The sequence below is a fragment of the Nostoc commune NIES-4072 genome (assembly GCF_003113895.1).
Lineage (GTDB): Bacteria > Cyanobacteriota > Cyanobacteriia > Cyanobacteriales > Nostocaceae > Nostoc > Nostoc commune.
Genome location: NZ_BDUD01000001.1, coordinates 6,753,362 through 6,766,051 on the forward strand (window position 1 = coordinate 6,753,362; position 12,690 = coordinate 6,766,051).

At 40.4% G+C, this 12,690-nt stretch carries 9 protein-coding genes; 2 read left to right on the forward strand and 7 right to left on the reverse strand.

What is annotated here, in order from left to right; all coding sequences use genetic code 11:
- Positions 1–48: 48 nt before the first annotated feature.
- On the reverse strand, positions 49–1,449 hold the full coding sequence (gene mgtE, locus CDC33_RS30255; RefSeq protein WP_109012063.1) for a magnesium transporter: 1,401 nt from the start codon (positions 1,447–1,449) through the stop codon (positions 49–51).
- 1,472 nt (positions 1,450–2,921) lie between these two features.
- On the opposite strand from mgtE, the gene CDC33_RS30260 reads away from it, so the two are divergent.
- Positions 2,922–6,365 (forward strand): PA14 domain-containing protein, encoded by a 3,444-nt coding sequence (locus CDC33_RS30260; RefSeq protein WP_109012064.1) that lies wholly within the window; start codon positions 2,922–2,924, stop codon positions 6,363–6,365.
- A 164-nt stretch (positions 6,366–6,529) separates the two neighbouring features.
- Here CDC33_RS30260 and CDC33_RS30265 read toward each other — a convergent pair whose 3' ends face one another.
- The 6 genes from CDC33_RS30265 to CDC33_RS30290 form a co-directional block, all read right to left on the reverse strand.
- The gene (locus CDC33_RS30265; protein ID WP_109012065.1) at positions 6,530–6,832 is read right to left on the reverse strand and encodes a helix-turn-helix domain-containing protein; all 303 of its coding nucleotides are present in this window, start codon (positions 6,830–6,832) and stop codon (positions 6,530–6,532) included.
- Positions 6,819–7,223 carry a type II toxin-antitoxin system RelE/ParE family toxin gene (locus CDC33_RS30270; protein ID WP_109012066.1) on the reverse strand — a complete coding sequence of 135 codons (405 nt, stop codon included), beginning with the start codon at positions 7,221–7,223 and terminating at the stop codon, positions 6,819–6,821. Before CDC33_RS30270 ends, CDC33_RS30265 begins: the two co-directional genes overlap by 14 nt.
- 293 nt (positions 7,224–7,516) lie before the next feature.
- The gene (locus CDC33_RS30275; protein ID WP_109012067.1) at positions 7,517–9,067 is read right to left on the reverse strand and encodes a mercuric reductase; all 1,551 of its coding nucleotides are present in this window, start codon (positions 9,065–9,067) and stop codon (positions 7,517–7,519) included.
- A gap of 371 nt (positions 9,068–9,438) precedes the next feature.
- On the reverse strand, positions 9,439–10,212 hold the full coding sequence (locus CDC33_RS30280) for a TVP38/TMEM64 family protein (RefSeq protein ID WP_109012068.1): 774 nt from the start codon (positions 10,210–10,212) through the stop codon (positions 9,439–9,441).
- Positions 10,181–10,939, reverse strand: coding sequence for a TVP38/TMEM64 family protein (locus CDC33_RS30285; protein WP_109012069.1), 759 nt, complete (start codon positions 10,937–10,939; stop codon positions 10,181–10,183). The genes CDC33_RS30280 and CDC33_RS30285 overlap by 32 nt, the downstream gene beginning before the upstream one ends.
- Before the next feature lie 408 nt (positions 10,940–11,347).
- On the reverse strand, positions 11,348–12,058 hold the full coding sequence (locus tag CDC33_RS30290; protein ID WP_109012070.1) for a TIGR04283 family arsenosugar biosynthesis glycosyltransferase: 711 nt from the start codon (positions 12,056–12,058) through the stop codon (positions 11,348–11,350).
- Positions 12,059–12,107: 49 nt separating this feature from the next.
- On the opposite strand from CDC33_RS30290, the gene CDC33_RS30295 reads away from it, so the two are divergent.
- A complete protein-coding gene (locus CDC33_RS30295) occupies positions 12,108–12,686 on the forward strand; it encodes a Uma2 family endonuclease (protein WP_109012071.1) in 579 nt (192 codons plus the stop codon).
- Positions 12,687–12,690 lie beyond the last annotated feature (4 nt).

Genomic DNA, 12,690 nt, shown 5'->3' on the forward strand with positions numbered 1-12,690 from the left:
AAGTTAGTCATTTGGACTTTATTCTTCACTAATGACCAATAACTCTTTTCATAAGTTTAAAATTACCCGTGCCAAATTGAAGTAAATTAAAACGCCCAGGACATCAACTGCTGTGGTAATGAATGGTGCTGACATTAATGCCGGATCTAAACGGAGATAGCGGAATAGAAACGGCAATGCGGAACCGGAGATAGAAGCTAAAAGAGAAATAGCTACTAGACTAGTGCCGACAGCGATCGCAACCTCTAATCGTCCTTGCAGAAAATAAGCCCAGACAGTAGCGATCGTGCCTAACATTCCTCCTAATAATGCTCCTGCGATCGCCTCCCGACCAATTACTTGCAATACACCAAGCGATCGGATCTCATCGGTATTCATCCCGCGAATCACCACTGTAGAAGACTGAGCACCTACGTTACCACCAGTACCAGTCAGCAAAGGGATAAATGCTGTTAATGTCACCACTTTTGCTAAAAGGTCTTCTTGCGACTTAATAATCGTTCCTGTAATGGTATTGGTTACAAGTAACACCAACAACCATACAACCCGCTTCCGAGCAATTTCCAGTAAATTCATCTGAAAATAGTTGTCGCCCCCAGACTGCACACCACCACCCAAGGCGTAGATATCTTCGGTGGTTTCGCGTTGCAAAATATCAATTACATCATCGACGGTGACAATACCTACTAGACGCTGTTCTCGATCTACCACAGGCACAGCTAGAAAGTCATATCTTTGGATTAATCTGGCAACTTCTTCTTGGTCTGTATCAGTGTGGACAAACACCACATCACGGGTCATAATTTCGCCAATAACTTGCTCAGGCTGAGAAGTCACCAACTCCCGCAACGATACAATCCCCGTTAAGCGCCTTTCAGCATCCATGACATAAAGATAATAAATCATCTCACTAGCATTAGCTAAGTTGCGAATTCGCTCTAGAGCTTGAGATACTGTAAAGTTTTCCTTTAGTGAAATTAACTCTAGCGTCATAATTCGCCCAGCAGTATCAGCTTCATAACCCAATAGTTGGGCTGTAGCTTGGCGTTCTGCTGGACTAAGTTGTTCTAGCAGACGATTAACGACTTTTGCCGGTAATTCGTCAAATAACCTAGCTCGGTCATCCGGCGACATTTGATCGACAATATCACGGACTTCCTGACTTTTAAGTTCCTCAATTAAGCGTTCTTGAACACTGTAGTCGAGATATTCATAAACCTCGATAGCCTCATCCTTAGAAAGCAAGCGAAAAGCCAAAGCGTGCATCGCTTCTGGCAAACCCTCAATCGCCTCGGCAATATCCGCAGGCTGCACAGGTACGAGAATAGCTTTTGCTCCCTGCAAGTCTCCTGCTTCTAGGAGCATTTGCAGCTGAGTCCGCACTAAATCTCGCAATTCCCTGCGTGAGACATTCTGGATGGTAGAGTTAAAATTGTTGATCTCAGTCAAAGTCTACTTTCCTCAGCCAGTTTGAACAAGGTTGCTGCCCTTAGTCTAGGGGAAAGTGGGAATGTACAGGGTTAAACTTGTGATTTTCTGACTTTAAATAAATTGAAAACTTTTGTAAATAAGTAAATAATCAAGCTTTCAGACGCTGATAATTCCTTACGTTCAGCGCACTCTGTAGAGGATCGTGCTACGCGCAAAGCACACGCTGCGCGAATGTAGAGAAGTTGTCGTGTAACTATTTTCTGGATACACCGACAACAGGTTTACTCGAAAAGTACGATAATCTCTAATTCCAGCAGATTGTATTCTCTAGCTTAAATACATGACTGGTGAGGCTTTTGCAAAACTTTTTGCTTCACTCGCTATTACTACTAAGCTAAAACACATCTAATTTCAATACTTGTCGGGTTTTGGGTAAAAGGGAAAGGGAAAAGGGATAGAAAAAATCTTTAACCTTTTTCCTAAACCCAATTCCGAGTTAAAAATACAAAACCCGAGCAGTATTGCATCTAATTTACATATCAAAATTTTATCAATATCTTGTGGGTAGGCATCTTGCCTGCCCTTATTATGCAACTTGAATGTTGATTAGCTTATTCTTTGCTGGATCTTCTAATAAGGATATGAATTAACACTCAATATGAAGCATAGATAAATAATACTTTTTCAAATCTTTAAATATTAAAAGCCTTCTTTATCCAAATTTTATGTAATTAATAACTATGTAAAGGCTAAACAAAAACTTCATCCGGTAGATCAGTAATTTTTATTTAAAAATTATCGAAACTTTTATATTCCTTTAAAAAAGATAAATCAATATGAATCTTTAAACAAGGTTCCATAAAGAAGATAGACATAACCCCTAAACTATTGTCAAATGGTAAATTAATTGATTCAATGAAAATACTTAAGTAATAATATGTAAAGATATTATTTTAGCTACTTAGATATGTATCTGCCCCGATTGGGGTTGCTTCACCTCAACTTCATGCACCTGCATATTATTGAGATTAGAAGCTCTCAAGAGAGGTGATTTATAATTTTTGATTAAACTCACCAAACTTATATTTACATCCATCAAAAGTTAGAAAATTGTCAAAACAAAACAAAGATTATAAGGGCTAATACACCCTTGAAGCAATCTTTAGTATTTTTTGTCATACACATTTTTATATATATTTGCTTTTAAGGAAGATAAAGCAATATCTGTCACTTTATACTGTTTTGAATTTAATACAAATAAACAGCATAGATAAGCAAAGTAACACAATATTAGACACACAAAAATGTATTAGTAACTGAATGGAATAGTATCGAGATTAAGGAATATATTAATCAGTTGTTTGCTGCTTTTTCGTGAATAAATTAACACCTAAAAAGCTACATATTTTTGGAAAATGTTCAATATAAAACTGATTATTGAACATTGATTATGGAATTACTTTTAGTACTATTGTGAGGCATATATCTCAATGACTGATTCACAAAATCAACTATTGTCAACATCTCTAAGTCCAATAACTCCTCAATCATCTCTACAAAGCATTGATCGCGTATTATCTCAAGGGAATGGACTCAAAGCAGAGTATTACGACAACATCGACTTCACCAACTTGAAGCAAACTCGCACAGATCCGACAGTTAACTTTAACTGGGGTGAGGGGTCTCCAGATCCATCCATCGGTGCAGATACCTTCTCAGTGCGTTGGACGGGTCAGGTAGAAGCCAAGTACAGCGAGACTTACAACTTCTACACCACAAGTGATGATGGTGTGCGACTGTGGGTGAATGGTCAGCAAATCATTAATAAATTTGTTAATCAATCTGCTACAGAATACAGTGGCGCGATCGCACTAGTTGCAGGTCAGAAGTACGATATTAAACTTGAGTACTACGAAAATAAATACGATGCAGTTTCTCAACTGTCTTGGTCAAGTTCCTCTCAGACCAAAGAAATCATTCCTCAGTCGCAACTGTATAGTAATGTCACCACAGTTGGTAATGGTAACGGACTCAAAGCAGAGTACTACGACAACATCGACTTCACCAACTTGAAGCAAACTCGCACAGATGCGACAGTTAACTTTAACTGGGGTGCTGGTTCTCCAGATCCATCCATCGGTGCAGATACCTTCTCAGTGCGTTGGACGGGTCAGGTAGAAGCCAAGTACAGCGAGACTTACAACTTCTACACCACAAGTGATGATGGTGTGCGGGTGTGGGTGAATGGTCAGCAAATCATCAATAAATTTGTCAATCAATCTGCTACAGAATACAGTGGCGCGATCGCACTAGTTGCAGGTCAGAAGTACGATATTAAACTTGAGTACTACGAAAATAAATACGATGCAGTTGCTCAACTGTCTTGGTCAAGTTCCTCTCAGACCAAAGAAATCATTCCTCAGTCGCAACTGTATAGTAATGTCACCACAGTTGGTAATGGTAACGGACTCAAAGCAGAGTACTACGACAACATCGACTTCACCAACTTGAAGCAAACTCGCACAGATGCGACAGTTAACTTTAACTGGGGTGCTGGTTCTCCAGATCCATCCATCGGTGCAGATACCTTCTCAGTGCGTTGGACGGGTCAGGTAGAAGCCAAGTACAGCGAGACTTACAACTTCTACACCACAAGTGATGATGGTGTGCGGCTGTGGGTGAATGGTCAGCAAATCATCAATAAATTTGTCAATCAATCTGCTACAGAATACAGTGGCGCGATCGCACTAGTTGCAGGTCAGAAGTACGATATTAAACTTGAGTACTACGAAAATAAATATGATGCAGTTGCTCAACTGTCTTGGTCAAGTTCCTCTCAGACCAAGGAAATCATTCCTCAGTCACAACTATATTCACCAAATATTCAGACCGTTATCACATTAGGATCATCTTCCATGACTGTCAACGAAGGTGCTGGTAGTGTAAGCATAACGTTGTTAAGAACTGGTGATTTAAGCAGCACATCTTCAGTCAAGTATGCAACCTTAGCTGGTAGTGCAACAGCAGGAGTTGACTACGGAAGTGAAGGCACCGAAAGCGCTGGAACAGTTATTTTTGCACCAGGACAAAACAGTAGACAGATATCCATTCCAATCAATGACGATTCTTTAGTAGAAACAGATGAAACCTTTAGTTTTGTCATCGATCAGACAGAGGGAGCAACATTAGGACTTCAAAGAACTCTGGGAATTACGATTCAAGATAACGATCGCTCTAGCCTCGATTTCAGTAAGCCAGTAGTTAATGAGGATGACGGTACTGCTACGGTGACAGTTACACGGGGTAACACTTTGGGGGCTGCTAGCCTAGACTACATAACCGTGGATGGGACTGCTAAAGCTGGATCTGACTACCAGGCTGTATCTGGAACCTTGTCCTTTGCAGCAGGACAAGCCAGCAAGACCATTTCTATAGTCCTTAAGAATGACACCGTTGGGGAAGTAAATGAAACATTTACTTTGAAGTTCAGTAACGCAGTTGGAGTACAGTTAAATACTCAACAGACAACTATCACAATTATTGATGATGACGCTGGTAACTTTGCTTTAGAGACAGTAGCTTCTGGTTTGAATCAGCCTACAGCTTTTGACTGGACATCTGACGGTAAGAGCATGTTCATTGCCCAGAAAAATGGGGTAGTGCGAGTCTTGAACAACGGCACTTTATTATCAACACCATTCATCAATATCTCTGGACAGGTTAATGATACGCGCGATCGCGGTCTTTTAGGAATTGCCGTACATCCAGATTTTGGCAAAGCCACAAACCCCAAAAATTACGTTTACCTGTTGTATACCTACGATCCACCAGAAACCAATCCCAACAACTCTAAAAACAATCCCAATAGCACATTAGACAATCCCGATCAGAATGGGAATCGGACTGCACGGCTAATTAGGGTAGAAGCTGACCCCAAGACTAATTACACTACTGCTATTGCTGGTAGTGAAGTTGTACTGCTAGGTACTAATGGCACTTGGGAAAATATTAGCCACCCAGATGGAAATAGCACAAATGTCTCACTTGGCTTGGCACCATCAGGAATTCTCAACAAAGATACTGGTAAGCCATTTACCAGCTTACAAGATTATCTCAATAATCTCGATAAAGTCCAAAATGTCCAAAACTTTATAGCTAACGATAGTGAATCTCACTCAGTTGGTTCTGTGCGCTTTGGCACTGATGGTTCTCTGTTTGTGAGCTTAGGAGATGGTACTTCTTACAATGGGATAGATCCGCGAGCAATTCGTGTTCAGGATGTCAATAATCTGTCTGGCAAGATCCTGCGGATTGATGCGATTACTGGTCAAGGCTTATCAAGTAATCCTTTTTATAACGGCGATCCTGATAGCAATCGTTCCAAAGTTTATAACTTAGGTTTGCGTAACCCCTTCCGTTTCACAATTGATAAAAACACCAATACCCCCATAATTGGTGATGTTGGCTTCGATTCTTACGAAGAGGTCAATATCGGAAAACCAGGAGCTAACTTTGGCTGGCCATTCTATGAAGGTGGCCTTGATACAAATGGCAATATCGTCAATCTGCAACAACCAAAGTATTCTAGCTTAGATGCAGCGAAAGCCTTCTATAGTAGTGGTAAACCTGTTACAGCACCGGCTTACACTTATAAACATTTTGGTTCTAATTCCATCGTCTTGGGTGACTTTTACACAGGCAATACTTTTCCTTCAATCTATCAAGATGCATTATTCGTTGGTGATTTCAGTCAAGGAACTATCGATGCTTTGAAATTTGATAGTCAGGGGAAACTTATCTCAGTTAAGCGGTTTGCTTCTCAAGCAGACAGGCCAAATTTAGGAGTCCCTACACAAATCACCACTGGAAAGGATGGTAATCTGTACTATGCAAACTTGACCGGGGGTGAGATTGATCGCTTCCGACCTGTTTAGAGTCTTACTTGTCAATGCGTAAGTTATGGGTTTGATTGTAAATAAAATGGTTTAATTCGCCTACGTATGGACGTAGCGTCACTTTCAGTCGGGGTTTAAATCCCCGTCTGAAAATGTCTTGGATTTTGAATTTTGAAGTTACTTTCAGCGTCAGGGTGTAGGTTTTAAGCAACTTCTTTAGGTAACATTTTTATTTCTACTTTTTGATTTAAAGCTGCTGCAATCCGAGCTAACATAGACAAAGAATGTCCCTGATAGTCAGCATCTTCTAATCGAGCAATAACTGACTGGGTAGTACCGACTTTTGCGGCTAGTTGTTGCTGGGTTAGTCCCTCCTGTTTGCGTGCATCGTAGATGATTTGAGATACTTGAGCATTTATTGATGATTCTCTAACCATCTCTTGTAATTCTGGATCTTCTTTCATCATTCTTTTAATAATTTTCAGTGCATCATCAGTTTTCTTCATCTGTTTCGTCCTCTGCTTGAATATAAGTATGAACTTTTGAATTGAGTATGAATAAATTTTTGTATGTTAATGCTAAATCAATTTCTCGATCTGGAACTTGGTTATCCTCTTTAATGATGGCATGGGCTAAAATCACTACGTTTTGACCATGAAAAAAATACAGAATTCTATACTGTACTTTAACGTGCTTGGCTCTTAGTTCATAAATACCATCACGTACAAAATCTGCGGCGGGTCGTCTTAATTCAAAACCATACTGAGCTAATTGCTCAATTCTGGCGATGCAGTTCGCATATCCCTTACGATCTTGTTTGAGTAATTTGTTTAGCCAGTTTAAGACTGGAACTTCTCCTCTATCATCCTGAAAGAAAATAATTCGTGTTTCTGGCATTGTCTGGGATAAAGTTACGCATATTAGAAACTTTATCGCAAAAATGCGATTTTAGTGAGTGGGCAACACAGCCAGGGCTGGTAGCAATGTAGGCAATACTGCGTAGGTTTTAAAGATTTGTAAGTTGGATTGAACATTTATGTTACCCAACAAAGCCTTTGATTTTTAAGGCAAAACCTACGCAGTATTGGCAGTGTAGGTCATGCCTTCAGAAAGCTCCGTTCGAGCCAATGGGCTAGTTATGTACTTAACAGTTATCAGTGAACAGTCAGACAACTATTTACTGATTTTGCTTAAGATAACTTTGTTAAAAATCCCAACAATTTTTTAGTATTTGATGTCAGTAGAGTTCGACGATAAGCATCAGCAGCTTTTTTAATCGCTTCGGCTTGAGTGGGGTAAGGATGAATTACACTGCTTAACTTACTCAAACCGATTTTATTCACCATTGCCGTAGTTACTTCTGAAATCATCTCACCCGCGTGACTAGCGACAATAGTTGCACCGATAATTTCATCAGACCCCTTTTTATGGTGGATTTTGAGAAATCCTGACTCTTCACCATCTGCGATCGCTCGGTCTACACTACTAAAAGGTATGTTAATTGTCGTCACCTCAATACCTAATTTCTTAGCCTCGTGTTCGTATAATCCGACATGGGCAATTTCTGGGTCAGTATAAGTTACCCACGGCATCACCAGACTACTGAGTTTGGAGCGTCCAATGCCAAAGGGAGAAAACAGCGTATTTTTAATCACAATTCGCGCCGCAGCATCAGCAGCATGGGTAAACTTCCAGTTCATGCAGATATCGCCAGCTGCATAAATTTTGGGATTGGTCGTCTGAAGATAATCATTTACCTTCACACCTTGGCGCAAGTCATATTCTACACCCACTGCTTCTAAATTCAGACCTTCAACATTTGGCGATCGCCCCGCACCGACTAAAATTTCATCTACTGTCACCGAATCTCGATGACCATTGGAGGAAAAGTAAAGCCGTTTCCCCTCGGTGACAGTTACCACTTCTTCCAACTTGGAATTTAGCACCACGCGAATTCCTTCGCTAATCAAAACCTTTTGGAGAATTTTAGCAGCCTCTGCATCTTCTTTATTTAGAAGATGAGAACCGCTATGGAAAAGTACTACCTCAGAACCTAAGCGCCGGAAAGCTTGCGCTAATTCGCAACCAATGGGGCCACCACCAATCACCGCTAAACGTTCCGGTCGTTGAATCAGAGAAAAAACCGTCTCATTAGTTAGATAACCCGCCTTTTCAATTCCCGGAATCGCCAATTGTGCAGCTCTTGCGCCTGTTGCAATTACAGCTTTTTTAAACCGGAGAGTCTTGTCGCCAACTTCCACCGTATTTTTAGTTGCAAATCGCCCGCTACCCAAAAAGACATCGACACCCAACTTTTGAAACCGTTCCGCCGAGTCATTAGGGCTGATACCAGCTCTTATCCGCCGCATTCTTGCCATGACTTTGGGAAAATCAATATCAATATTATGTTGGGGAATATTAACACCCAAGTTTTGAGCATCCCAAATTTCGCCAACAACGCGAGCAGACCGAATAATAGTTTTAGATGGTACGCAACCAACATTTAAGCAATCTCCACCCATGAGATGCTTTTCAATTATTGCCACTTTTAAACCCAAATCCAGACCCGCCGCACCCGCAGCCACTACTAATCCCGCCGTACCAGCACCAATTACTACCAAATCGTAAACATCTGCGGGTTGAGGATTAACCCAATTTGGCGGATGAACGTAAGACACCAACTTTTGGTTATACTCATCCGTTGGGCGAACTGTAACTCTCTCTAAATCTGAATTGGTCATTGACGAAACCTCTTTTAAGAATTGAAAATACTAAAGTCAGCTGCCTTTTGGGAGTATTCAAAATTCAAAATTAAGAATCCCAATGAATTTAGGCGGCTCAGTCTTTTATTTTTTATGCTTGTTTAATAAGGAATACAGCCTTTGAATTGTTTTGTCCGTTTGGGAATTGACAGATACAATTGAAGCTTTCCTGTATAAACATTTCAACAATTGTAGGACTTACGCACACTCTACGAATTCTCGGCGCTCTTGGCGTCTTGGCGGTTCGAGAAATTAAGCTTTTTAGCAATTTTTGCGTAAGTCCTAAATTGATAATTTAGAGCAATTTGCAGTTGAATAGACCACAGTAAAAATGTACAATTTGTGCGCCCTTATAATTCCTCTTCTAACGCTTTACGTGCAATCCGGGTGACATAAACTGTCACAGCTACTGTAGCAATCAAACCCAAGATGCGAATTGCCCATTGTAAAGTTGGGTTGGTAGGTTGAGCTTCAGTACCAATCATGGCCAGATTACCTGCAAGGGAACCAATATAAACGTACATAATGGTTCCGGGAATCATACCTACAGAGCCGATGAAGTAATCTTTAAGTGAAACTCCCGTGATACCAAAAGCATAGTTTAATAAATTGAAAGGAAATATTGGGGACAATCGCGTTAACAAAACAATTTTTAATCCTTCTCTACCAACCGCTTGGTCAATGGCGGCAAATTTTTTGTTATCTGCGATTTTCCGAGCAACCCAGCCCCTTGCTAAATAACGTCCTACAAGGAAAGCAGCAGTAGCGCCAAGGGTTGCACCGATAAATACGTAGAGAGAACCCCAAACTGCACCAAAAATTACACCAGCCCCCAAGGTGAGAATAGAACCTGGGAAAAAAGCGACGCTAGCGATAATGTAAAGAGCAATAAAAGCTATGGCTCCCAGCGCACCCAGGCTATCAATCCACTGCAACGAGTCCCGTAAAATGGCTTGGGGATTGAAAGAATTTAGATTTGCAGATTCTTGTGCCAAAGCTGGGTCTGTGTTGAATGCCAAAGCACTCGCCAATATTAGTAATATTAATACACTTAAGCTAAAAAACTTCTGTAAGTTTCTGGTATTAATACTTTTAAATATCTGAATTATTGTTAATTTTGTCATGGGTTGTTATTTTTTCTAATGCCACACTCTGAGCTAATGCTTTTTGAGCAACTTTTGTGGTATACACAGTCACAGCAACGGTAGCAATTAACCCAATTACTCGCATTACCCATTGCCAGACTTGAGTTTCTGGAGTAGTTGGTTGATAAGAGGTGTTAATCATGGCAAGATTACCAGCTAACGAACCAATATAAACGTACATCACAGTACCAGGAATAATTCCAAAGGAACCCAATATATAGTCTTTGAGAGAAACCTGTGTTACTCCAAAAGCATAATTCAATAAATTGAAGGGAAAAATGGGACTGAGGCGAGTCAACAAGACAATTTTCCATCCCTCTTTGGCAACTGCTAAATCAATCGCTTGAAATTTAGGATGTTTTTCCATTTGTCGGGAAACCCAATCCCGTGAAAGGTAGCGTCCAATGATAAAAGCCAAGGTTGCTCCAATTGTTGCAGCAATTAGCACATATATTGATCCCCAAAATACTCCAAACAGACAACCGCCTTTGAGCGTTAGGAGGAAACCGGGTATAAACAGTAATGTTGCCAAGTTGTAAATGACTATGTAAGCAATAGGCCCTAAAACGCCAAGACTCTCAACCCAAATCACTGAGGTTTGTAAAAGTCCCTGAAAGTTGAATTGTTTAGCGACAATTATGAGAGTGACAATTAGGCAACTTAAGAGTAGTAGTTTGAGTTTGGAATTTAACAAACGCTTCTTCATTTTTATAAGTTTGACCTTCTGAGGCTCAACTTTGACCTTCTGAGGCTCAACTTTGACCTTCTGAGGCTCAACTTTGACCTTCTGAGGCTCAACTTTGACCTTCTGAGGCTCAACTTTGACCTTCTGAGGCTCAACTTTGACCTTCTGAGGCTCAACTTTGACCTTCTGAGGCTCGACGTTGATCTTCTGAGGCTCGACGTTGACCTTCTGAGGCTCGACGTTGACCTTCTGAGGCTCATATTTTGAAACTTATACCAATTCAATTAATGATTGCAACACATCCTTGGGTGAAGAAGACGCGATGAATCGCGTCTCTACAAATGGTCTATTTGTCGCATTCTTCTTTCCAATTGGTATTACACGTAAAATCTAATGTCCCTAAGATATATTACTTGTATGAGAAACAGCTTAAATTCTCTTAAATTTTTCTCGGCGATACCAGCGACAAATTCGCTCAGGTGAAACGCCGAGCAAATAAGCAATAATTACTATTTGATTAAGCAGCGTGGTTTTAAACACTCCCTTTTGTAACCATCTACGGGCTGAGGTAACAACTGATGTGGGAATAATTACAATCCGTCCGATGCGTTTTAAACGGCGCATGAGTTCAAAGTCTTCCATGATAGGCAATTCAGGAAAACCGCCAATTTGCTGAAATACTGCTTTTGTTAAAAAAATTGCTTGGTCGCCATAAGGCATTTGGTAAAAATGCGATCGCACATTTATTCCCCACTCTACCCATCGTAAACTTAAAAGTGATGCATCAATCCGTAAGTTAAATGCACCAGCTACAGTCTCAGGCTGTTGTAGAGCTATGCGAACCATGTCATCAAACCCAGTTGGTAAACAAGTATCTGCATGGAGAAACAGCAGAATATCCCCAGTAGCAGCTACAGCACCCGTATTCATTTGCACAGCACGACCGGAAGACGATGAGATAACTTTGACACCTAAAGACTGAGCGATCGCTACAGTATCATCATCAGAGCCACCATCTACCACAATTACTTCTATATTTGTATTGGGTTGAGTAGTTGCGATCGCCTCTTTAATATTCTCTGCTTCATTAAGAGTCGGAATAATAATAGAAATCCTAGCTGCGTCGATATTCTGACTCATAATTGCTTACAATTTAACTAAAGTTGATGTCACCCTCAAGATAATCCTCATGACAGCTATCACCGTCAACTTGAATCCCATTATCCAACTCACCGACAACCAATTTTATCAACTCTGTCGGGAAAACCCTGAAGTCAAATTTGAACGGAATGCAGAGGGAAAACTACTAATAATGCCACCAACAGGCGGAGAGACTGGAAATCGCAATTCAGAAATTTCGGCAGATTTTGTGATTTGGAATCGCCAAACTCAACTAGGAGTTGGCTTTGATTCTTCCACCTGCTTTAAACTTCCCAATGGTGCAAACCGTTCTCCTGATGTAGCTTGGATAAAAAAAGAGAGATGGAATGCACTCACACCTGAAGAACAAGAAAAGTTTCCGCCGATCGCACCAGATTTTGTTTTAGAGTTAATGTCACCAAGCGATAGTTTGCGAGAAACGCAAGCCAAAATGCAGGAATATATCAATAACGGAGTTAAATTAGGTTGGTTAATTAATCCGAAAATGCTTCAGGTAGAAATCTATCGGGTTGGGAAACCAGTAGAAATATTAACATCTCCCCGAGAATTATCAGGAGAAAATGTTTTACCAGGATTTATTTTAAATTTACAAATAATCTGGGGATAAATAT

Excerpts from the sequence above, each read along its gene's own strand:
- CDC33_RS30260 (WP_109012064.1), top strand. The coding sequence starts at position 2,922 with ATGACTGATTCACAAAATCAACTATTGTCAACATCTCTAAGTCCAATA.
- CDC33_RS30265 (WP_109012065.1), bottom strand. The coding sequence starts at position 6,832 with ATGAAGAAAACTGATGATGCACTGAAAATTATTAAAAGAATGATGAAA.
- CDC33_RS30270 (WP_109012066.1), bottom strand. The coding sequence starts at position 7,223 with ATGCCAGAAACACGAATTATTTTCTTTCAGGATGATAGAGGAGAAGTT.
- CDC33_RS30275 (WP_109012067.1), bottom strand. The coding sequence starts at position 9,067 with ATGACCAATTCAGATTTAGAGAGAGTTACAGTTCGCCCAACGGATGAG.
- CDC33_RS30280 (WP_109012068.1), bottom strand. The coding sequence starts at position 10,212 with ATGACAAAATTAACAATAATTCAGATATTTAAAAGTATTAATACCAGA.
- CDC33_RS30285 (WP_109012069.1), bottom strand. The coding sequence starts at position 10,939 with ATGAAGAAGCGTTTGTTAAATTCCAAACTCAAACTACTACTCTTAAGT.
- CDC33_RS30290 (WP_109012070.1), bottom strand. The coding sequence starts at position 12,058 with ATGAGTCAGAATATCGACGCAGCTAGGATTTCTATTATTATTCCGACT.
- CDC33_RS30295 (WP_109012071.1), top strand. The coding sequence starts at position 12,108 with ATGACAGCTATCACCGTCAACTTGAATCCCATTATCCAACTCACCGAC.